Origin of the sequence: Streptococcus sp. 53, from assembly GCF_013276565.1 — a bacterium.
Taxonomy (GTDB): domain Bacteria; phylum Bacillota; class Bacilli; order Lactobacillales; family Streptococcaceae; genus Streptococcus.
The window spans coordinates 21,977-46,158 of sequence record NZ_VMLG01000004.1; the positions used below are offsets into that span (position 1 = coordinate 21,977).

Consider the following 24,182-nt stretch of genomic DNA (forward strand, 5'->3'; position numbering starts at 1 on the left):
ACAACAAATCAAAATCTAAATGAAATGAAATTTTCTATGAAATCAATCAAAGGACTACTCTTTATCATAGCTAGTTTTATCTTGACTATTTTGACTTGGATGAACACTTCTCCCCAATTCATGATTCCAGGACTAGCTTTAACAAGCCTATCTCTGACTTTTATCCTAGCCACTCGTCTCCCCCTACTAGAAAGCTGGTTTCACGGTTTGGAGAAGGTCTATACTGTCCACAAATTCACAGCCTTTCTCTCCATCATCCTACTAATCTTTCATAACTTAAGTATGGGCGGTTTGTGGGGCTCTCGCTTAGCTGCTCAGTTTGGCAATCTTGCCATCTATATCTTTGCCAGTATCATCCTTGTCGCCTATTTAGGCAAATACATCCAATACGAAGCTTGGCGATGGATTCACCGTCTGGTTTACCTAGCTTATATTTTCGGACTCTTTCATGTCTATATGATAATGGGCAATCGTATTCTCACATTTAATCTTCTAAGTTTTCTTGTTGGTAGCTATGCCCTTTTAGGCTTACTGGCTGGTTTTTATATCATCTTCCTTTATCAAAAGATTGGCTTCCCCTATCTAGGGAAAATTACCAATCTCAAACGCTTAAATCACGATACTAGAGAAATTCAAATCCGTCTTAGTAGACCTTTCAACTATCAATCAGGACAATTTGCCTTCCTAAAGATTTTCCAAGAAGGTTTTGAAAGTGCTCCACATCCCTTTTCTATCTCAGGAGGTCACGGCCAAACTCTTTACTTTACTGTTAAAAATTCAGGTGACCATACCAAGAATATCTATGACAATCTTCAAGTCGGCAGCAAAGTAAGCGTAGATAGAGCTTACGGACACATGATTATAGAAGAAAGACGAGAAAATCAGGTTTGGATTGCTGGAGGTATTGGGATCACCCCCTTCATCTCTTACATCCGTGAACATCCTATTTTAGATAAACAGGTTCACTTCTACTATAGCTTCCGTGGAGAGGAAAATGCTGTTTATCTAGATTTGCTCCATGACTATGCTCAGAAAAATCCTAATTTTGAACTCCATCTAGTCGACAGTAGGAAAGACGGCTATCTTAATTTTGAACAAAAAGAAGTACCCGAATATGCAACCGTCTATATGTGTGGTCCTCTTTCTATGATGAAGTCACTTGCCAAACAGATTAAGAAACAAAATCCAAAAACAGAGCTTATTTACGAAAGATTCAAGTTCAAATAACTACTCATACTCTCCTGGAATTTCCCAGGAGTTTTTTCTACACAACCGCAAAAAACACTGCCAGATTTCTAGCAGTGCTTTGAATTTTATTTATTTTAATAGATTGTTTTTTCAGTTTCTACATCAAAGAAGTGTGCTTTGTTCAAGTCAAATCCAAGTTCAACTGTTGCACCTGTTTGCAAGTAATCACGAGCATCAACTTTAGCAACAAATTCGTCTTTACCAACTTGGCAGTATAGGTGAGATTCTGAACCAAGCAGTTCTGATACAGAGATAGTCGCTTTTACAACACAGTCTGGGAATGTTTCAAGGAAAGCAGGTTCTGCATTCACGTCTTCTGGACGGATACCGAAGATCAATTCTTTACCTTCGTAGCCTTTTTCACGAAGAACTTTCAATGCACCTTCTGGCACTTTCAAACGGAAACCATCAGAAATAATTTCGCTACCAACTAATTTCACGTTGATGAAGTTCATAGCTGGGCTTCCGATGAATCCTGCTACGAATTTGTTCACTGGGTTTTTGTAAACTTCTTGAGGAGTACCAATTTGTTCTACACGTCCGATAGTACCTGTACCAGCAGGGTTCTTAGTTGCTGACATGATAACGATACGATCCGCAAGTGTCATCGCTTCTGTTTGGTCGTGAGTTACGTAGATAGTTGTAGCTCCGATACGACGGTGGATTTTCGCAATCTCAGCACGCATTGATACACGAAGTTTAGCATCCAAGTTTGACAAAGGTTCGTCCATCAAGAATACTTTTGCATCACGGACGATCGCACGACCCATGGCAACACGTTGACGTTGACCACCTGAAAGGTCAGCTGGTTTACGTTCCAAAAATTCTTTCAATCCAAGAATTTCAGCTGCTTCTTGCACACGTTTGTCGATGTCTTCTTTGCTGTATTTACGCAATTTCAAACCGAAAGCCATGTTGTCATAAACAGTCATGTGTGGGTAAAGAGCGTAGTTTTGGAATACCATGGCGATGTCGCGGTCTTTTGGAGCTACGTCGTTGACAACCACGCCATCGATAGATGCAGTTCCTTCTGTGATGTCTTCAAGACCAGCAATCATACGGAGAGTTGTTGATTTACCACATCCTGAAGGACCTACGAAAACGATGAACTCTTTGTCTTTGATGTTCAAGTTGAAATCTTCAACTGAATAGTGTTCGCTGTTTGGATATTTTTTGTAAATATTTTTAAGATTTAATTCTACCATGAGGTGAACTCCTTTTGTCTTTTGATAATTACATTATAGATGAAAACGTTTTACATTTCTATGGCAAGGTGACCAAAAAAACAAAAAAGTTCTGTGCAACTTGCACAAAACTTTAGAGAAGATCTGGTAAAATCAATTGATAACACAGAGTCAGGTCGGTCAACTCCTTCAACTGTAGGCCTGTCAATTCTTCCCATTTATCAATTTTGTATTGGAGAGAATTGCGGTGCAGATAGAGTTGCTGGGCTGTTTTTGTTAGGACAGCACTATTTTCCCAAAGAGAGAGAATGATTTCCTGAATCTGATCTTGATCCAAAATCATCTGGTGTAGACATTCCTTGATTGGCTTCAAGTCCACGAGTCTTTCTCCCATACTCCAAAGATAGAGCTGAGAAAAAGTATGAACACCTTGGTGACCCTGACGCCACCAAGTCTTGAACAAATCCCGCTCCGCTTTGATTAAGTCTGATAAGGCATGATGTCCTGTCTGAGACCAAACCTGTCCTAACATGATAGATAGACGCAGCCCAAAATCATACTCAACCGCTTCAATCGTATCACTTAAAATAGCTCGTACAGAAGTGTATTTATCTTGTTGAAGCACGAAAACATAATCCTGAGCTCCGACCTGAAGCACCGTCTGACAATTCGGAAAAAGAGTCCGCATCATGTCCAGCCAAGAGGCCAGATTTTCCTGTTGAAAATAGGAAAGATGGCAATAAACCACCTGAATCTTTTTAAAAGTTTGCGGTGCCTGACCCTTCCCCTCAATCAAATAGGGATACCAAGGATTGAGCGAACGAGCCTGCTCCTGCTGGGTCAAAAGGGCAACCAACTGCTTTTCACGCTCACTGAGACCAGCTTCCTCCAGCAAAATCCACTGCTGAGAAGCTAAAGGGAGAGTGATATAACCCTCTTTCTCTACTGGTTGGTCTGAAATTTGAGCCTCAGGAAACCAGTCTTGTAATTCTTTTGCAATCATGTCCTAGACCTCCACTTTTTGGATGCACCAAGAAATCAAGCTCTCAAGACGTTCCAGATTTTCAGTCATATGGAGATAGCCCATCACGGCTTCAAAACCTGTGGACATGCGATAAGTCACCACATCGGCATTTTTAGCTTTGGTATGGCTATTGGTATTGCGGCCACGTTTGTAGATTTCCTCTTCTTTTTCCGTTAGGACTTGCTCCTCTAACATCAGTGAAATCAAACGTGCCTGAGCTTTGGCTGAGACATACTTGGTCGCTTCTTGATGGAGTTTATTGGGTTTGGTCATGCCTTTGAGGATGAGGTGGCGGCGAATATACATAGAATACACCGCGTCCCCCTCAAAAGCTAACGCAATCCCGTTAATGAGATTGACATCAATCACGTGTCCACCTCACTCCATCCTTGGTGTCAAGGAGCTTAATCCCTTGAGCAGCCAATTGGTCACGGATCTGGTCCGCTGTCGCAAAGTCACGATTGGCACGCGCTTCTTGGCGTTTTTGAATCAAGGATTCGATCTCTGCATCCAAAACCTCCTCAACAAAGACAATTCCAAAAACTTCCAACATAGCCGCAAGAGCTTGCTTAACACTTGTATCATAGTTACCTGAGTTAATCCACTTGGCCATTTCAAAAACAACTGTGATACCGTTGGCAGCGTTAAAATCTTCATCCATAGCCGCCACAAACTTATCTTTAAAGGCCTGTAACTCTTGAGCATCTACAGTTCCTGAAAATAGTTGCTCATAAGTATTCTTCAGATACTTGAGATTGGTCTCTGCATCACGCACTGCCTTTTCTGTAAAGTTGATAGGCTTGCGATAATGTTGAGTCGCAAAGAAGAAACGAAGCACCTGACCATCAATGGTTTTAAGGGCATCATGGACTGTGATAAAGTTGCCCAAGGACTTAGACATCTTGACATTGTCAATATTGACAAAACCATTGTGCATCCAGTAGTTGGCAAAGGTCTTGCCTGTTTTGGCTTCTGACTGGGCAATTTCATTAGTATGGTGAGGAAACTCTAGGTCAGCTCCACCACCGTGAATATCAATGGTGTCGCCCAAAATCTCTGTCGACATGACTGAACACTCGATGTGCCAGCCCGGACGACCAGGTCCCCAAGGACTGTCCCAAGAAATCTCGCCTAGTTTAGCAGCTTTCCATAGAGCAAAGTCTACAGGATTTTCCTTACGAGCTGTTTCTTCATCGGTACGACCTGAAGCACCCAGCTCCAAATCTTCCAAGGTTTTATTAGCCAATTTGCCATAGTTGTGGGATTTTTCCACACGGAAGTAAACATCCCCCTGGCTCTCGTAGGCAAAGCCTTTTTCAATCGAATCTTCCACAAAGCGGATGATGTCCGCCATAAACTCCACCACACGCGGATGGCGGGTCGCAGGTTTGACGCCCAAGGCCGTCACATCCTCACGAAAGGCAGCGATGTACTTGTCCGCAACCTCCTGAGGTGTGATCCCCTCTTCCTTGGCACGGTTGATAATCTTATCATCCACATCCGTAAAATTGGAAATATAGGCAACCTCGTACCCACGGTACTCAAAATAACGACGAATGGTATCAAAAGCCACCGTTGAACGAGCATTCCCCACGTGGATATAGTTGTACACGGTTGGCCCACAAACATACATCTTAATCTTGCCGTCCTCAATCGGGACAAATTCTCGCAAATCACGAGTCATGGTATCGTAAATTTTAATCATGCGGTCCACTCCCTTCTCTATTTCTGACTTTTTCGGCTGAAAACCAGCTCTGCAAAAGGACCAAATTGTCTGAGGCTATCCAGTTGATAAAAGCGCTGCCCTTCCTCTTGGGTAAAGAGGGGAACCCCCTTTCCTAGGATAAGGGGCGCTATCTGAATAATGAGGTGGTCGAAAAGATCCGCATCCAAGAGCGGTCCTACTAAGGAATTACCACCAATCACAAAGACATTTTTGCCTTTGTCAATCTGGCGAACAAAGTCCACCACATCCCCAGCTACTGGCTGGTAATTGCTGACAGGCAGGTTTCTATCATGCGTAAAGACATAGTTTTCCGTAGCTTGATAAAAACTTTCTACATCTTGCAAATCTTGGATTTCCTCAAAGGTCCGCTTGCCCATGATGGTGATATCCATTTGCCTGTAAAAGTCATCATAGCCTGTATCCTCTACAGAACCAAGCTGATGCAGCCAGTCTATCCTGTGCTGGCTGTCTGCCAAGTAGCCATCCATGGTGATACAGCCGTAAAAATATACTGCCATTCTTGTAGTTTCCTTTCTACTTCTGCTTCGCCTTCACTTAGCGGGATAGCCCCAGATGATTAGACCTAAGCTAATCAAAGTATTCAGCAAAATCCTTGCTGGACAAGAAAAATAAGCCAGACAACAGCAATTCCAATCTGCAATAGAACGGTTCATTCTTAAACATTCAAGCGCCTCTCCTGTCTACTTCCCGCTCAAGGTGTCATAGATTTTAATCATAAAATAATAGTCAGGAAAACTAAAATCCGAGAACAGTTAGTTTCATCACTAAGAGTTCAATTGAATTTCAGTCCGAATCTCTCTACACTTCGGAATCCCTTGCTCCTTTCTCATTCAGATAAACCACCTGAGTCTGTTTGACAAAGCCAATTTTTTCATACAAGCGCTTGGCACCTACATTACTATCCTCTACAGCAATCTGAAATTCCTTATCATTTTGCTCAATCAATTGGTTGACTAGAGATTTTGCTAAGTAGCTTCCATAGCCTTTCCCACGTTCAGGTTCAGATATTGCTAAACCGTAGAAGTAATTCGTATTAGTCGATAAATCTACCGTGCAAGTTCCAATAACCTGACCGTCTTTTAATAAAATATATAAGCGACTTTCTGGATCCTTCAGAGCTTCAGCGACATATCTATCCACAACTTCTCTAGATTCATGTTCCTCTGAAAATGCCTGAAATTTTAACTGACTAATTTGCTCCTGATACGAACTATCTGCTAACAAAACTTCAAGATTGGAAACCTTTGCTAACGGATAAGGGCTTCTATCCTTACCTAACCAAGTTTCTGTCTCTTCGTCCTCGACCAATCCCCAGTTGCTGACAAAATCAGGATAACGGTCTAGAAAAATACGTTCTGTCTGAAAAGTAACTGAACGAATCGGAAAAGAAGCCGTTTCTTTCTCAAAACTCGTAAACAAAGCACGCGCAATCCCCTGACGGCGATGAGCTGGATGAACCAGTATCGTCACTTCTACATCTTGATCATCTGCATAGACAGTTAATAAACCAACAAGTTCGCCTTTTTCATAATAAAGGAAAAAGGCGGGCATGTTTGGGTCAAAATTAAGCATGTTAGAGAGATAGGGATCACGATAGGTACCGTCATAGTTTTGGCAACAGTTAATTAGTTTCTTCGCCTCAGATAGCTCCTCTTGGCTTAACTTGTTTCTTGCTTGAATCATATAGGTACCCTCTACAACCCCGACGATCTGTGACTGGCTTCTTTAGCCTGCTCGAGTTTATTGACGTAGTACTCTCGTTTTTCTTCGACTTCGTGAATGACCGGCTCATCCTTTTTACCATGTACACGGACGATCTTGGCCGGAATACCGACAACCGTCACATCACTAGGCACGTCTGCCACGACAACTGCTGCTGCACCGACTTTGGCATTTTCACCGATTTCAACGGGTCCAATGACTTGAGCATGAGCGGATATTAAAGCTCCCTTTCGCACGGTTGGATGGCGTTTGCCACAGTCTTTCCCTGTTCCCCCAAGAGTCACTCCGTGATAAAGGAGAACACCTTTTTCAACAATAGCTGTCTCCCCAATCACCAGACCAGAGCCATGGTCGATAAAGACACCTGAATCGATCTGAGCACCCGGATGAATCTCAATCTGAGTCCAGAAGCGCCAAAACTGACTGTGCATACGAGCCAAGAGTTTGAAGCCATGCTTCCAGAGAAAATGCGAGAGACGGTGGGCCGCCAAGGCCTTGACACCTGGATAGGTCAGCAAAACCTCCAAAGTGGTGCGGGCCGCTGGATCATTTTCTTTTACGATATCAATGGTTTCGCGCCACCATCCCATACATTTCTCCTTTTCTTATTCTGAATCTTTTGGTGTTTCTGTAAATTCTTTCTTAGGTTTGTGATCCTTGTGATGACGTGGGCGGTGAGGTCTCTCAGACTTTTCGCCTTTTTCATCACGTTCAGGTTTTGGAGGACGAGGAAGAAGGGCTTTCATAGAAGCATCCACACGTCCTTTTTCATCAATCTTGATAACCTTAACATCAACTTCATCCCCGATTGCTACCAAGTCTTCGACATTATTGGTACGAGTCCAAGCCATTTCAGAAATGTGAACGAGGGCATCTGTCTTGTCAAAAAGGTTGACAAAGGCACCAAATTTCTCGATACGAACGACTTTAGCACGGTAAACTTCATCCACTTTGGCTTCACGAACCAAACCAGCAATAATTTCTTTAGCACGATTGATGGCATCTTGGTCGCTAGAGTAGATAGATACGTTACCTTCTTCGTCGATGTCAATCTTAACACCTGTTTCAGCGATAATCTTGTCGATGGTTTCTCCACCCTTACCGATGACAATCTTAATCTTGTCCACATCAATCTTGATGGTATCAATTTTTGGAGCAGTTGGAGCCAATTCTGGACGAACTTCTGGAATGGTTGCTTCAATCACATCAAGGATTTCAAAACGCGCTTTCTTGGCTTGGGCAAGAGCCTCAGTCAAGATTTCTGCAGTAATCCCTTGGATCTTGATATCCATTTGAAGGGCTGTAATCCCGTCACGAGTACCTGCAACCTTAAAGTCCATATCTCCAAAGTGGTCTTCCAAACCTTGGATATCTGTCAAGACAGTGTAGTTGTTTCCATCTGAGATGAGACCCATGGCAATCCCTGCTACTGGCGCCTTGATTGGCACACCACCAGCCATAAGGGCAAGAGTTCCCGCACAGATAGAGGCTTGAGAAGAAGAACCGTTTGATTCCAAGACTTCTGCTACCAAACGGATAGCATATGGGAATTCTTCCAAACTTGGCAAGACTTGAGCAAGAGCACGCTCACCGAGAGCACCGTGACCAATTTCACGACGACCTGGCGCACCGTAGCGTCCAGTTTCCCCAACAGAATATTGAGGGAAGTTATAGTGGTGCATAAAGCGTTTCTTATACTCTGGATCCAAACCATCAATGATTTGAGTTTCACCCATCGGAGCCAAGGTCAAGACTGAAAGGGCCTGAGTTTGTCCACGAGTGAAGAGACCAGAGCCGTGCACACGAGGAAGGAAGTCAACAACCGCATCCAAAGGACGGATTTCATCAACCTTACGACCGTCAGGACGTACCTTATCTTCTGTGATCAAACGGCGCACTTCAGCGTGTTCCATTTGTTCCAAGATTTCAGCCACATCACGCATGATACGGTCAAATTCTTCGTGGTCCGCATATTTTTCTTCATAAACAGCAGTCACTTGGTCCTTAACTGCTTGAGTAGCAGCTTCACGAGCCAATTTTTCTTCTACTTGGACCGCTTTTTGGAGGTCGCTGTTGTAGACTGCGATAATTTCAGCTTGCAAGTCAGCATCTACATGAAGCAATTCCACTTCTGCTTTTTCTTTACCAACAGCTACAACGATTTCTTCTTGGAAAGCAATCAATTCTTTAACTGCTTCGTGCCCTTTAAGAAGGGCTTCCAACATGATTTCTTCTGACAATTCTTTAGCACCAGATTCTACCATGTTGATAGCGTGTTTGGTACCAGCTACTGTCAATTCAAGGAGAGATTGCTCTGCTTGTTCTTGACTAGGGTTGATGATGATTTGACCATCTACATAGCCCACTTGAACACCAGCGATTGGTCCATCAAATGGAATATCCGAGATAGAAAGTGCCAAAGATGAACCAAACATAGCTGCCATTGGTGCAGAAGCATTTTCATCATAAGAAAGCACGGTGTTAATCACCTGTACTTCATTACGGAAACCTTCCGCAAACATAGGACGGATTGGACGGTCAATCAAACGCGCTGTCAAAGTCGCATCCGTTGAAGGACGTCCTTCACGTTTCATAAAGCCACCCGGAAACTTCCCAGCTGCATACATTTTTTCTTCGTAGTTGACTTGAAGAGGGAAGAAATCCCCAGTTGCCATTTTCTTAGACATAACGGCCGCAGTCAAGACAGTTGACTCACCGTAACGCACGACAACAGAGCCATTTGCTTGCTTAGCAACCTGACCAGTCTCTACAATTAACTCACGACCCGCAAAAGTCGTTTGAAACACTTGTTTTGTCATTTTAATCCCCTTTGGATTGATGAAATTATACGCCTTGCCTACAAAGATCAAGATACTAAGCCGTTAAGCAACTCAAAGGAAAATAGGAAATCGAACGACGGAGCGAATGCTCCTAGGTAGATTTATCTTTTTCCACAGAGTTGTAGGCGTGTTCAGTTACACAAGATATTTTGGACGGTTCGGCTTGCCGAATATTTCTGTAGAAAAATAGGAAAGTGACGCCGCACTCGACGAGTGCTAGGAAGCTTATCTTTTTTCCTAAGAAATGATACCAAAATTCAATTAAGTATCTTTTTGATATTTCCCTGAATTAGTGCGGACGGGAGGTGAAATTATCCAGTGGATGATTTTAGAAATCTAATGGAATTTCAATGGTAATTTTTAATTACTTCGCCTTTTCATTTCTATGCTCAGGCTAAAATAGTTTCCCGAACTATTTTGCTCTCAAAAATCCCGTCTTAGATAATAGTATTGTTATCATCTAGGATATCACGATAGCGTGAAATATCTTTTAAATACTCACTCCGTTCGTGTTTTCTGAGACACACATTATCAGATTTTGTTTAAAAAATAATCAACTTTAAACAAACCTCTACAACCTAAATATCCTCATCTTTGTATCAAGTACGTACAGAGTCTATTTTATCATATTTTTCTTAAAAAGTGCGGTCTTTACCATTAAAAAGGAACCATTCCCCTCAGCTGAGAAGAATGGTTTGCTTTTTATTATCCTAGAGACTGATGATTAAACAAGGCATGAGTTGCTTGATGGATGTATTTTGCTGTATCCGCATTGTTCATGGTGTAGAGATGCACACCGGCAACATCCTGAGTTACCAAGTCCACGATTTGGTCCACTGCATAGGCAAGTCCTGCTGCTCTGAGCGACTCAGGGTCATGCTCATACTTGTCTAAGATGGCTTTAAATTTGCGTGGAAGGTGGATATTCTCACAAGTCTTCAAGAGACGGAGAGCCTGATTTCGATTCAGAATTGGCATAATCCCTGCATGAATAGGAACATCAATCCCAGCCAAGATACACTTGTCTTGGAAATCATAGAAGCGCTCATTGTCAAAGAAAAGCTGGGTTACAAGACTAGAACAGCCTGCATCTACTTTCTTCTTGAGATTTTGAATATCTAAAATCTGGTTTGGCGAATCTGGATGCCCTTCTGGATAGCAAGCGCCAACAATATCAAAGTGAGGGGCTTGTTCCTTGATGAACTCAATCAAGTCCGTTGCGTAGCGGAAATCCTTTTGTGGCTCCACGTCTGGAATAATATCCCCACGCAGGGCCAAGATTTTCTGCACCCCAACCTTGTCCAAGTCAGCAATAGTTTCAGCAACCTTGTCCTTGGTCAAATAGATGGCTGGCAAGTGAGCAATGGTTGGAATCGCCAAGTCATTTTGGATAAAGTCAGCCAAACGCACTGTTGTTTCCTTGATATTAAATTTATTATTGCTGGCAGTTACACTGATAAAGTGTGGTGCTAGCTCCTGCATATCTTGAAGAGCTGAAATAATTTTATCATTACCCACTTCTGGATTTGGAGGGAACACTTCAAATGAGAGTGACGGTGTTTGGCGTGACATAGTCTTTATCCTTTTCTAGTTGATTTCATTATTGCTAACCTAACTAGGCTAAGCATCCTCTTGATCAGACAGTGTCAAGCAAGAAATCGGATCTTACAATTTCTCACGCGCAGCTTTCGCTGCTTCTACAAGACGGATCAAGCTTTCTTTTGTTTCTGGAATACCACGTGTTTTCAAACCACAGTCAGGGTTGATCCAAACTTTCTTGCTTGGTACTTTAGCAAGGATGGCTTCGATGGTGTGGTCGATTTCGCCTTCGTTAGGCACACGAGGTGAGTGGATATCGTAAACCCCAGGTCCCACTTCTGTTTGGAAGTTTTTCGCTTTGAGTTCGTCCAAGATTTCAAGGTTTGAACGACTTGCCTCAAATGAGATAACGTCTGCATCCATGTTGTCGATAGCTGGGATGATATCTGTAAATTCTGAGTAACACATGTGAGTGTGAATTTGTGTGTTTGGCGCTACTGTTGAGTGTACCAAGCGGAAGGCAGGAATAGCCCAGTCAAGGTAGTCTTCGTACCAGTCGCTACGACGGAGTGGTAATTTCTCACGAAGAGCAGCCTCGTCGATTTGGATGATTTTCACACCAGCAGCTTCAAGGTCAAGTACTTCATCCTTGATGGCAAGGGCGATTTGAAGAGTTGAATCCTTGATAGAGATGTCTTCACGTGGGAATGACCAGTTGAGGATGGTAACAGGTCCAGTCAACATACCTTTAACAGGTTTGTTTGTACGGCTTTGTGCATAGCTAGACCATTTCACAGTGATTGGGTTAAGACGAGTGACATCACCCCAGATGATTGGTGGTTTCACCCCACGCATACCGTAAGATTGTACCCAACCATTTTTAGAGAAGAGGTAACCTGACAAGTTTTGACCGAAGTACTCAACCATGTCGTTACGCTCAAATTCACCGTGAACAAGGACATCAAAGTCGATATCTTCTTGCCATTTGATCCATTCATCGATCGTTTCAGCAAGGAAAGCGTCGTACTCTTCTTGAGACAATTCACCTTTACGGTAAGCCAAACGTTTAGCACGGACTTCCTTAGTTTGAGGGAATGAACCAATAGTTGTTGTTGGAAGAGCTGGAAGTTTGAAAGCTTCTTCTTGGATAGCTTCACGCTCTGCAAAGGCTGGCAAACGAGTGTAGTCTGCGTCTGTCAAGCCAGCGATACGCGCACGAAGTTCTGCATTAACACCAACACGCTCAGTCGCAAAGAGTTCTTTGTTAGCTGCAAGAGCTTCTGAACCTTGACCATTGCGGATAGCATCCAAGTCACGTATTTCAGCCAATTTTTCAACTGCGAAAGCAAAGTGGTTCAAGATAGCTGGTTCAAATTCTTCGTTAGCAGTTGTAAATGGCACATGAAGAAGTGAGCATGAGCTAGTCAAAACAATGTTTTCAGCTGGGATTTGCTCAAGAACAGCCAAGCTCTTTTCGTAGTTGTTACGCCAGATGTTTTTACCATTGACAATACCTGCATAAAGAGTCTTATCAGCTGGGAAACCACCTTTAACCAATTCAAGAGTTTTCTTACCTTCAACGAAATCAAGACCGATAGCATCTACTGGCAATTTCACAAGGTCAGCGTAGACGTCACGAACATCTCCGAAGTAAGTTTGAAGCAATACTTCAAGACCTTTTTTGTCAGCCAAAAGTTTGTTGTAAAGGTTCAAGAAGAGCGCTTTTTCTTCAGCTGTCAAATCTTTGACAAGAGCCGCTTCATCCAATTGGATACGAGTCGCACCAAGTTCTGCCAATTTAGCAAAAACTTCTTGGTAAGCAGCAACTAAGCTGTCTACGAAGTCTTCTGCTTTCACACCTTCTTCAAAGTCTGACAATTGAAGGAAAGTGAATGGACCTACAAGAACTGGACGAGTGTTCAATCCAAGTTCTTTAGCTTCTTGGAACTCATCAAAGATTTTGTGACCTGCAAGTTTGACTTGAGTGTCTTTTTCAAATTTAGGAACGATGTAGTGGTAGTTGGTGTTAAACCATTTTTTCATTGGAAGGGCACGAACGTCCCCTTTTTCTCCTTGATAACCACGTCCCAAAGCGAAGTAGCGCTCAAGGTCAGACAAGTCCAAGTTTTGAACTGAAGCAGGTACCACGTTGAAAAGGAAAGCTGCATCTAGGAAGTTGTCATAGTGAGAAAAGTCATTTGATGGAATTTCAGTGATGCCTTTTTCTTTGACGATATTCCAGTGTTTAGCACGCAAGTCTTTTGCGGCTGCCAAGAGTTCTTCTTCTGAGATTTCTTTTCTAAAGTATTTTTCAGTTGTAAATTTTAATTCGCGGAATTCGCCCAAACGAGGGAAACCGATGATTGTAGTTGACATGATGTGTCCTCCAAAATTTGTTGTTGAAACTATCTTAACAGAAAAGAAAGCGTCTGTATAATTGTAAAAAATTAGGCTTTGATATAGTTTGAAACTATACCTGTATTTTGAGCAAAAGAAAAAGATTTGAGAAAAATGCCTCAAATCCTTTGTATAGCTTGTTTTTTAACTATATTTCAGTTAGACTGGCCAAACACGTTATTAGTAATTCTTATAAGTGACTATGGCTTGTTATTAGAAAAGACTATAACTGATTCTAGTCAGCTTTTCCCCTGTTCAAGTGGGACGACTGCTAGTGTCTTTCCTAAACTGGCTAAAACTTTCAATACCGTATCCAACTGAGGGCTTGTCTTGCCTGTTTCCATCCTAGTTGTGACAGGCTGGCTTACTCCACTCAGTTCTTCTAGTTTTTTCTGACTGATTCCTTGTTCATGTCTAGCCTCAATCAACTCACTCATGATAGCCACTCACATATCACTTTCAAGAATTTCCTCCTTGATAAAGAGTTCTGACCGGACATCCTTCCAGTTACTCCCAATAGCACTATTCTTCATCACTTAACCCTCTTTCTTTTAGATTTCTGTATTTTTGAAAAAATGAGCGAATTATGAGCGGAATATGAGCGAATAAATAGTGTTTTTTGTAGTTCCTGATTTTTCTAATAAACCTTGATTTACGAATATTTGGAGATAACGACGCATGGTTGCCGCACTCAAACCTGTTAGTTCTTGTGCAACTGCAGTTGTTATCTGATAATTCTCTACAAGATAAGACTCTAACCCGTCCGCCCCACACGAACATTTCCCTCCTCAAAAGAGGGAATAATTTCTAACTCAAAATGTACAATAAAACGTTCATCACTTAGTTTATTTCTAAATCATGTTCCCCAGCCAATAAGAGATTTTCAAAAAATCGTTCCAAATATTCTGTTTTTTTCTGGAATAGCTTCGCATTATCTAGAACAAGAGCATCTAGAAAATACTTTGCATTTTCTTGGAAGGGTTTATTGTCTACTTGAAATCCCATAGTTCTAAGGTACTTAATCAAAAATACTGTTATCGTTCGAGTATTTCCTTCTCCAAAAGGATGAATTTGCCAAATACCTGAAATAAAAGTCTTAATATGTTTCACTACTTCAATATCGGATTTTCCTCGATAGTCAAATTGACTTTCCTGCTGAAAATCATAGGTCAAACTATCTGCTACCGTGCGAAAATCATCATAAATGACACTGTCTCCGTTTAAAACAGCCTCACTTTTTGTAATGTTATAAGAGCGGTATTCTCCCAATGGAATGCCTTGTGGCAGGAGACCAAAGAAAAGCTCTCTATGAATCAATTTCAATGTTGTTGGAGCAAATTTAAAGGCATTAGAGGACAAGAGTGCCACAATTCTCATGGCAACAAGGTCTGCTTCTCTTGTGCTATTATCGATTTCTTGGTGATACGTTGTTACTTGGTCATAAACTTCTTGATAAGTCAACTTTCCTTGAGAATTTTGCTCTGCTAGTTCTCTCATATACGGAGACGGCTCTAGATCGTCTACCTTTTGTAAACCAAATCCCGTTTCCCATAGGTCTAATTTGGTCTGATAAGAGAGGTTGGGATTATCAATTTCATAAGTCGGTGTCATTGTTTTCCTTTCTAAACAAAGCTTCAAGTAGACTCTTTATATTCTACCACATTAGACTAGTTAGATTTTCCTGTAATTTGTCGTTTCTTACAAAACTAGCTCTTGGTTTTTAAATAAAAGACTGTATCAGGAATTTATTACTCGGAGTCTTAGACAAGCTCATTTTTTCTTTACAATCTCTGCTACTTTTACATCACCCTTCAAACTCTTTCAAAAACTCTTTAAGTTCAGCATCGGCTTCTGGTGTGGTTCCATAGAGTTGACCGAGCATTTCAAGTAGGGAAGCGGTTTGGTTTTGGATTGCTTGATTTGTCGTGTTAATCTTGCTAACGATATCTGTCAGTGGTTCGACTTCTTCTTCCTCAAAGGTATCTACATAGCGAGGGATATTGAGGTTGTAGTCATTTTCGACAATTTCTTCATAGCTTGCTAGATGGGCAAACTTGTCAATTTCCTCACGTGACTTGTAGGCTTCCAGAATCTTCTCTATATGAGCATCCGTCATGATATTCTGATTTTTCCCCTTATCAAACTCCTTAGAAGCATCGATAAAGTAGACATCACGGTTGGTACGGTTCTTTTTGAGAATGATAACCGTAGTCGGAATGCTGGTATTAAAAAAGATATTGGCAGGTAGACCGATAACCGTGTCAATGGCTCCTTCTTCTAACAAGGCCTTACGAATGGTTCCTTCCGCATTTCCACGGAAAAGAACCCCGTGAGGAAGGACGATAGCCATAACTCCATTATCCTGCTTGAGATGGTAGTAACCATGCAAAAGAAAGGCAAAATCAGCCTTGGACTGGGGCGCCAGTTTCCCAAAAGGAGAGAAACGAGGATCCGCCATAAAGCCAGAGCTTGCTGACCACTTGGCAGAGTATGGAGGGTTCATGAGAACACCATCAAAGTTGGTCGGCTCTTGAGTCGGCCAGTCTTCATCTAGTGTATCTGCATTGTGGAGAAATTGATTCTCAACAGGAACACCGTGTAGGATCATGTTCATCCGAGCCAAGTTATAGGTCGAGGTATTGAGTTCCTGACCAAAGTAGACAACTGTCTGTGGTTTGTGAGAGTATTTCTTGGCATTGAGCAAGAGAGAGCCAGACCCCATAGTCGCATCATAGATGGTAAAACCTAGCTGATCCTCACGACCCAAAAAGGCAATCTGAGTCATGAGTTTGGCAACAGGCTGAGGTGTATAGAACTCACCAGCCTTCTTACCCGAGTCAGTCGCAAACTGACCAATCAGATACTCATAAGCATCTCCCAGCATATCACCAGCATGACCAGCCACATCTAGCACAGCCAACTCCTTCATGACTGCCGCCACCGTTTGGTTTTGCTTTTGCGGAGTCGCCCCTAGCTTTTTGGAATAGAGGTCAATATCTTCAAAAAGGTTTTCATAAAGTTCGTCACTCTGCTCGATATCACGAAAACCCTGAGCCAAATCTTCCAACTGGAAAGTCCCTTCATTGACACGTGCTACTAGAGCCGTAAAGGTCAACTCAGGCTTGATACTATAGTTGAGTTCGTCCTTCATCACTGCAAGAAGATCCTCGTGGGTGTCCGCATCCTCATAGTAGTTACGATAGACCTCAAGGGCAGCCTCTAGACTCTCACTCCCTTCCTCCATGGTCTCCGCCACGAAAAAGAGCATCTTATCTGACAGATACTTATAAAAGACCATACCCAAGAGATAGGACTTGTAGTCATTGGCATCCATCTTAGAGCGGAGAACATCCGCTGAGTTCCACAGGGCTTGGTAGAGCGACTGGGACGTTTGTGTTGTTTCCATAATGTTTCTTTCTAAGTTTTCATTGATAATGGTTTCTTTAGTTCATCAATTTTGGCTTCAAATACGAATCCATTTGACTCCATTTGATTTAGTTTTTCCCGAATATTTAAAATTACTGTCTTTTCATAATCTACATAGTCGTATGGTGGAGCAAACATATATCTTCCTGTCCAAAGAATATATTTCTTACTTTCAGGAATAATATCAAATCCATCAAAGCCATATTCATTCGATAAAATAGACTGAAATATCCAGAATGATAGGAATTCTGTATCGTTGAAGTGATTTATAAAATCCCATATACTGCTATCCCAACTATCAAATTTGCTAAATTTTTCCACTGAAGCTAAATAAGTCAATAGAAGAAAATCTTTTCTACGATACTTTGTAAAGGTTTGACAACCAATATCTAAATCATGAAAATGGCACCCTAAATCGTGGAAGCTCAATACTCTATGCTTTTCTAAAAAATATATAATCTCAGATTGATCTAATCCTGCAGGTTTTAAAATATTTTCCCACATTTCAACAATTTTAGAAATCACATCTTTTGTTAGGGGATAATTTCTTTCATATGGAGGCACTATCTCATTATACTTTTCTTGGACAATAAGAGTCATAGAGGGACTATTTTTAAACTTCATAGATTCATTAATAACAATATTTAGTAAACTTTTTTTCTGAATATCAGAAAAATCTGCAAATTGATTATTCAAATATTGATAAAAATCAGTCTTTTGATCCGAATTTAATAACTCTTGTATAAATTTATCTGACTGTTCCATGAATAAGGTATCTAATTCATCTTTTGTACGATTCATAGGCACTTCATAAAGAAAATATTCCATACTATTCTTATTAAAACTTAGTGGATATTGCTCATTATCAACTTTTTGGATTTCAGATAACAGCTCTTTTATTGTGTAGCCTTTACGGAGGAAATCTTCTAACTTTGTTTTCTCATTCTCTTCTATAACTATTTGTTTATTGTTGAGTATTTTCTTATAGAGTTCTGGATAAAACAAGTAAGCATAGATAATTAATAACTGTTGTTCCACTTGAACACGACCAAATTTCCTTCTTGTAAAAAATTCTTTATTTACATAATCATTAAAATGTTCCCTATCACGTAAATTTCTCTGGTCACTTTTAACTCTTTTTTTAAAATTCTCTGATAAATAAACGCCAAACTTTTTTTCTAATAAATGAAAATAACTATCCCAAATATTTGAAGAATGTAGTACAAAAGGTAACTCAACTTGCCTATCAATTATCTTTGATAGATAGTTATCCCCTCTCTTATAAAGTAGTGTCATATCACCAACAAAAATAATAGGTAGCTTTCCATTTATCAAACTAAAAAGTTTATAACAGTCTTCTTGTTGCTTTTCCAGCATTCTATCAAAATCATCAATAACTAAAATTTTAGAAAATTTATGTAGTCTAGTTAATAAGAAGCTATACAACTCATCAGATTTATATTTAAAAACATTCCAAACTGCAACTCCTAAAGATACCAATCCTCCAATTTTCAGAATCACTGATTTCTCAGAACCAAAATACTCACCCAATCCTATATCCACAACATTAGTCATCAAAATAGAAACCATTACTAGGGCAACAATACTTAACCTCATAAAAACTAAGTAAAAAAATGGATGGAGTTTTGAAAATGTTACTTCAATCATTGAACGATTATCTGTTAACCTCCAAAAATCCATAGTAATTAGTTTTATCTTTTTATTCTTATTTACATCCTGTAAAAATGTTGATTTCCCTGAGCCCCAGTTTCCATTAAGAAAATATGTTTTATCTTCTTGCAGTAGTTCAGCAAAATTTTTTGCTGCTGTTGAGGTATCGATTTTCTCTAGTTTTATATAATTCTTTTCCATTTTGATTTACCTAAATAAACATATCCTGCAAAAATTTCTTTTTCAGGATTTCTAACTGAGAAATTTTTTCTTGGTGAGAGTTGATGAGATTATCTAGGTTTGAGAAATAGGCACCGATGGCTTGTTTTTCTGCAATTGTTTGTGGAATTGCAAAAATAGTTGTTGAAACTGACTTCCAATCTGAACGAGGCATTTTAGTACCAGATGTATCATTAGCAACTTTTTGATAACGACTTGATTGAACTAAATAATAAATAAAATCCGAGTTATTTCCATTTGGATCAAATACCCAAAAATCACCTAAAGCAACACCTTCAAATTTCGGTAAAAGCCAGTTATTCAAATAAGGTCGTAATTTACCATATAATGTATATCCAGGCTTAAAGAGTATCCCTTTACGATTATCAAATTTACTACTAATATCTTTATTAAGTTTCCCCTGACCAGAAATAATATCCTCAAACTCAACTTTTGGTAATGAATCTGAATCAGAGCTTTCAGTAACTCTATTTACAATTTGTATAAATTCCTTCTCTTCCCACTCACCTTCAAAACCATCTAAACGAATCTCTGGAACTGTCTGTCCAGCTTTTGGAAACATCTTGGAGAGCATGGTCGCCTTGAGGGATTGGTAGTTGGCGAGATTATCCTTGTAGCTAGACAAAAGGTCGTCGAGAGTACGGAAAAGGGTACCGATAGCGGATTGTTCGGCTGGACTAGGAAATGAAATTGGAGTTTCTAAAATATTTTTATTGTACAATCGCTTGATAGTTGTTCCTTCAATTCCTTCCCATTTCACTATTGAATAAAATTGCTTAAGAAAAGAATTATTCAACCGTTCATCATGCTTCAACCAAACTATATTTGAATCTTGAAAATAAGCTTCCTCTCCATGGTATTCTACAGTCCGACCGATACTTCCTGAAGCAGAAATCAAAATGTCCCCAATTTCAGGATATGGATATTTTGATTTATACTCCTCAAATTTTTCTCGAGTAATAAATGAATCTGGTTCACTACCAAAAGTACCAATTTTATAAAATGGAACCTCCCCAGTTTCAGAAGTTTCATCCTTGAAAATTCGCTTATTCATGGAAACCGAGCCAAGATCACCTATTTTTTTACTTTCCCAGTTATCACTAAAATCGCAGAATCTCACTGCAGGAATACTATTTTTACTCATTATTTTCCTCCAGAATGTCTTTAAATTCGATCTGCTTACTTCTAAATCCAAATAGCTGTAATATAGAATCTTCGCGTCTGGACTTATCAGAAATCAACTCCCTTTTCTTTAAGTAATCAAGAAGCTTTTTGTTAAATTCAGAATACGAAACCTCTGCTTTTCTATTACCATTCCCTCCGTTACCTTCATTCTCATTTAATTTTTCAAAGGCATCTTTCCATTCATCATAGATAGCATCATCGATTTGTTTATTCAAGATTTGCATAATATCCGATAGTTCTAATAAATCTAAATAATTACCTAGAAAAGCAAGCTTATCCAGTTTAATTCTATTTTCTGAATTATAAATTAATTTTTCAAAAAGTTCTTTCTTATGTTCATTCGAAACATCATCCGCATTCAGAATTTCTTCATACAATGAAAAGCTAATTTCATTTTCATCTAATTCTATAAATTGTCTTATATATTTTTTAACAATGTTCTTAATTTCAACTTGAAGTTCATTTTCAACTTTTTCATATATCTCCTTTGGCAGTAGATATTCAAAATTACTGTCATCAAAATGATTAGTCAAAAGAAATATTCTTATTTTTATATCATCTTCCATTTTAAGATCGTATCTTGCTATTAATTCTAGTAATTGTTCTTCATCTCGAATATCCCTCTCATCATTTAGATAATCCTTTATATTATTCCAAATAAAATTAGCTAGGGAGCTTGGATATTCTTTTCGGAAAAATTCAAGATTTAGTCTATTGAATTCAATTAGCCTATCATCTGTTAAGTTTTCCAACTGGGATTCACTCATACCTATTTCGCTAAATTTTTCATAATATCTATCCCCAGTGGCATTAAGAACTTTTTTTCGAATATTTTTTTGTAATTTCTTTGATTGTATTATATATTCTTCAAATTTTTCTTGCACTTCATCATCGAACCGTAGATAAATCTCTTTATCAAACTCGAAATTTGGATTTTGATTAATAAAATCAATCAAGAAATTATCCTCGTCCTTATATTGACTAAAATATTCCAAAACAATTTCAGTATTTACTTCAGCTTTTTGAGTATGTACAAGATTTTGTACTAGTATGTCTCGATTTTCATCAGATAGAGCATTGAATTTCTCTTGTGTATAAGCAATATAAAAATCTGGAATACTAGAGATTATCTTTTCTGCTAATGTTACATTTTTTATATTTTCATCATTATCTAGTTCATCAGATTCATCACTTTCTAACTTTTCCTGAGACAACTGATGATTAAATATCACATTATTATTTAACATCTGTTCAATATATTGAGGTTTATCTCGCATATCACCCTCTGATAGTTCAATATACATCAAAATATACTTTAGAAATTCTTCATCAGAAGATAAACAATAGTCTAACAAGGATTCAAAAAGACTGTTACTACTAATTATTTCAAAATTCTGATGTTTAAATTGTTCATCCGTATATTCTGAGTACCAATTCATAAAGAATCTTATATTATTTTCATTAATAGTATATAACTTGTTCCAAAAAATACTGTCCACAATTAAAACAAACTCTTCTTGAATTCGTTCGTTCTTAGTTCCGTAGGTAGAAAAATTAGTAAATTTAATATTTAAAGTTCTTAAATTCTCAGTTAGTCTAGGTAAATTGTATTTAAATTCTCCAGTCAAAATATCAAAATTATTATCTATATAATTCATTAGTAAATACTTTGTTCTTTGTGGTGTATTCTTTAAAAAAATTGTATCCAATAAGTTTAATAGTTTAATAACTACATTATTCTTTAATGGAAAAAAGTCTTTACTATCTGTTTCTAAATACTCATTAAATAAATTGCTGTTATATGATATCCAGTTTTCAAAAAGAGACTGATATATCTTATCACTTTCTAAATCATTTATAAGGCCATTTTGATTGTAATTATATATTTTGAAATAAAAGTCCATAATAAATTTAATAAATCCCTCTTGATGAAATAATAATTCCAATTCATTTTTAAAACTAGAACTATCTGATGGGACTAATAAATATCTGAACAGACTATAATTCAATACATACGGATATCTAAAATCATTTATCCCCAAACGGTCAATTATTTCGGCCATGTTGTGTAAAATAATTCCAGGATCATTAGTGCGTCCAGAAATAACATTTCTTAAATATTCCTTCTCAATTATTGTTATAGTATTCGCATAAAAATAAGTTAAATAATCTTTATAACTCTCGTCAATATAAGAATTTCTAACCAGGAAAGAAATAATCGAAAATTGAGGATTATTTCTTATTTCTTTTCTAAAATTACTTTTAAAATCATCAATATCCGTAGCAGACTGATAAAGTTCTGACAATCTCTTACTATCTAATGCTACTAGTTCCTCGTGAATTTTTTTAATGTCCTCCTCTAATTTTTCTATTAGTTTTTTATTCTTAGTATTGTTTAAACGTTCTTGAAATTCCAGACTATTTTTTGCAGGAAATATATAATCAATTGTTACTTCTTGAGAGTTGTAATTGTTATAAGCACTGTAAAAAGTATCAAAAACAACAACCTTACTATCTTTATCAAGTAATTCTTTAATAAATTCAGAGTACGAGGTGAACTGAGATTGAGACTTACCATTTACTTTAATAACTTCTTTTCCATTTGGAATTTTTAAAATAGTACTATATAGTTCAATTTCATCGTTTAATTGTTCTTCCTTAGCATTCACTATTTTTGTCTCTAATAACTCAATTTCTCTTTTTAATTCAGTCTTACGTTTTTCTAATCTCATTTCTTTTGAATTTAGCAATTCAAACAGATACCCTTGATTTCTTTGTAATAGCGAAAAGTCTTTAGGAAAAATATTTTTATATACTACCATTGAAAATAACTTATCCTGCTCTAACTTTAAAATATTTAATGTCTCTTTGTAGGTTAGATACTCATTACAAACATTATTAATTAATCTCATATCGTCAAGATATAAAGAAATATTAAATAAAAATCTCTTGTCAAAACCACCATACTCCCCCATATCTGTTAACAATTCTTTTAGTATTTCATGTGAATTTGAAGCTGTTACTACAGGAACTACAGGAATAATGTAATCAAAGAACTTCGTTCTCTCTTGTGATTCAAATAAATTATCCTTTACAAGATAGAAAAATACAAGCTTGGTTTCCCTAGATACTTTTCTTTTCCTATTGATAACAATATTTAATTCCTTTAACTTTTCAAAAATTCTAGAATCATTAAAACGTTCAATATCTTCAAATACTATGATATCTGCTCCTGATTGCTTGAATAAATAAAGGATATCATCTAAATAGCGATCAAAATAAGATACTCTTGAACTTTCATTTGAGAAGATTTCAATATTTGTTTCGATTTTTTCTGCTTTTAATGATAGTTTCTTAATAAAACCAAAATCTCTTTGTAATTTAGATAAATAAAAAATTCCATACATAATTAAAACAAATAAAATCGCTAGAGCTAGAAGGGAAATAGTAGGCTTCATACTCCAAGACAACCAAGAAAAATTCTGAACTAATCCCTGCCATAAAGAAAAATTAAAAAGATACAAAGATAATAGTATTACTAAACCTAGATATACTGTTATATTGATGGGATTAATTCGTAACTCTGTATCAAGAGTTTTAAAAATAGACTTTCTTATTTTTTTAGACTCTATTTGATGAAGCAATTGATTGATTATTTTCCCTTCAATTGTATTGATTTCACGCTTATCAAGTCCATTTTTTCCATTACTTTTTGTTTCGTCATATTGCCCCAAAGATATATGAATAAATTTTTTATCCGTATAATTAAGTTCAAAACTCTCAACAATACTACTTTTCCCTGCTCCATAATTACCTGTAACAGCCACATTTGTTACTTCAGATTTCTCATCAATCGCAAACTCAAGTGCTTTCAGTGTTACCGGTTTTATTTCAACATCCTTATTTGAAGTAAGTGCTCTAAACTTGTATTCTTTTACCATTAATTTTTCCATTTCTCT

General features: G+C 38.2%; 16 protein-coding genes and 1 pseudogene. 1 reads left to right on the top strand and 16 read right to left on the bottom strand.

Features of this window, described 5'->3' with window-relative positions:
• Window positions 1-36 precede the first annotated feature (36 nt).
• On the top strand, window positions 37-1,227 hold the full coding sequence (locus HT722_RS00765; protein ID WP_173277015.1) for a ferric reductase-like transmembrane domain-containing protein: 1,191 nt from the start codon (window positions 37-39) through the stop codon (window positions 1,225-1,227).
• A gap of 95 nt (window positions 1,228-1,322) precedes the next feature.
• On the opposite strand, the gene ugpC is transcribed toward HT722_RS00765, so the two are convergent.
• From ugpC to HT722_RS00845, 16 genes and pseudogenes are all read right to left on the bottom strand, one after another.
• Window positions 1,323-2,453, bottom strand: a complete 1,131-nt coding sequence (ugpC, locus tag HT722_RS00770) for a sn-glycerol-3-phosphate ABC transporter ATP-binding protein UgpC (protein WP_100104588.1) — start codon at window positions 2,451-2,453, stop codon at window positions 1,323-1,325.
• 112 nt (window positions 2,454-2,565) lie between these two features.
• Window positions 2,566-3,435: a PucR family transcriptional regulator gene (locus tag HT722_RS00775; RefSeq protein ID WP_173275468.1), complete on the bottom strand. Its 870-nt coding sequence runs from the start codon at window positions 3,433-3,435 to the stop codon at window positions 2,566-2,568.
• Between the two features lie 3 nt (window positions 3,436-3,438).
• The gene (locus HT722_RS00780; protein WP_173275471.1) at window positions 3,439-3,825 is read right to left on the bottom strand and encodes a Mini-ribonuclease 3; all 387 of its coding nucleotides are present in this window, start codon (window positions 3,823-3,825) and stop codon (window positions 3,439-3,441) included.
• Window positions 3,818-5,161: a cysteine--tRNA ligase gene (cysS, locus tag HT722_RS00785; protein WP_173277016.1), complete on the bottom strand. Its 1,344-nt coding sequence runs from the start codon at window positions 5,159-5,161 to the stop codon at window positions 3,818-3,820. Before cysS ends, HT722_RS00780 begins: the two co-directional genes overlap by 8 nt.
• Window positions 5,162-5,178: 17 nt before the next feature.
• Complete coding sequence (locus HT722_RS00790) at window positions 5,179-5,700, bottom strand: dihydrofolate reductase family protein (protein WP_049540911.1); 522 nt, start codon at window positions 5,698-5,700, stop codon at window positions 5,179-5,181.
• Window positions 5,701-6,001: 301 nt separating this feature from the next.
• On the bottom strand, window positions 6,002-6,886 hold the full coding sequence (locus HT722_RS00795; protein ID WP_173277017.1) for a GNAT family N-acetyltransferase: 885 nt from the start codon (window positions 6,884-6,886) through the stop codon (window positions 6,002-6,004).
• Between the two features lie 11 nt (window positions 6,887-6,897).
• Window positions 6,898-7,515 carry a serine O-acetyltransferase gene (cysE, locus tag HT722_RS00800; RefSeq protein WP_061088317.1) on the bottom strand — a complete coding sequence of 206 codons (618 nt, stop codon included), beginning with the start codon at window positions 7,513-7,515 and terminating at the stop codon, window positions 6,898-6,900.
• A gap of 15 nt (window positions 7,516-7,530) precedes the next feature.
• On the bottom strand, window positions 7,531-9,744 hold the full coding sequence (gene pnp, locus HT722_RS00805; protein ID WP_173277018.1) for a polyribonucleotide nucleotidyltransferase: 2,214 nt from the start codon (window positions 9,742-9,744) through the stop codon (window positions 7,531-7,533).
• Between the two features lie 726 nt (window positions 9,745-10,470).
• The gene (gene metF / locus HT722_RS00810; protein ID WP_173277019.1) at window positions 10,471-11,337 is read right to left on the bottom strand and encodes a methylenetetrahydrofolate reductase [NAD(P)H]; all 867 of its coding nucleotides are present in this window, start codon (window positions 11,335-11,337) and stop codon (window positions 10,471-10,473) included.
• Window positions 11,338-11,430: 93 nt separating this feature from the next.
• Window positions 11,431-13,680 carry a 5-methyltetrahydropteroyltriglutamate--homocysteine S-methyltransferase gene (metE, locus tag HT722_RS00815; RefSeq protein ID WP_173277020.1) on the bottom strand — a complete coding sequence of 750 codons (2,250 nt, stop codon included), beginning with the start codon at window positions 13,678-13,680 and terminating at the stop codon, window positions 11,431-11,433.
• A 260-nt stretch (window positions 13,681-13,940) separates the two neighbouring features.
• Window positions 13,941-14,234, bottom strand: a pseudogene (locus HT722_RS00820) (helix-turn-helix transcriptional regulator).
• Between the two features lie 307 nt (window positions 14,235-14,541).
• A complete protein-coding gene (locus HT722_RS00825) occupies window positions 14,542-15,312 on the bottom strand; it encodes a Fic family protein (RefSeq protein ID WP_173277022.1) in 771 nt (256 codons plus the stop codon).
• A gap of 193 nt (window positions 15,313-15,505) precedes the next feature.
• Window positions 15,506-17,107 carry a type I restriction-modification system subunit M gene (locus HT722_RS00830; protein ID WP_173277023.1) on the bottom strand — a complete coding sequence of 534 codons (1,602 nt, stop codon included), beginning with the start codon at window positions 17,105-17,107 and terminating at the stop codon, window positions 15,506-15,508.
• An 11-nt stretch (window positions 17,108-17,118) separates the two neighbouring features.
• Entirely contained in the window at window positions 17,119-18,999 is a 1,881-nt protein-coding gene (locus tag HT722_RS00835) for a P-loop NTPase fold protein (protein ID WP_173275490.1), read from the bottom strand.
• Between the two features lie 10 nt (window positions 19,000-19,009).
• The gene (locus HT722_RS00840) at window positions 19,010-20,233 is read right to left on the bottom strand and encodes a restriction endonuclease subunit S (RefSeq protein WP_240146905.1); all 1,224 of its coding nucleotides are present in this window, start codon (window positions 20,231-20,233) and stop codon (window positions 19,010-19,012) included.
• Window positions 20,175-24,176 carry a hypothetical protein gene (locus HT722_RS00845; protein WP_240146906.1) on the bottom strand — a complete coding sequence of 1,334 codons (4,002 nt, stop codon included), beginning with the start codon at window positions 24,174-24,176 and terminating at the stop codon, window positions 20,175-20,177. Before HT722_RS00845 ends, HT722_RS00840 begins: the two co-directional genes overlap by 59 nt.
• Window positions 24,177-24,182 lie beyond the last annotated feature (6 nt).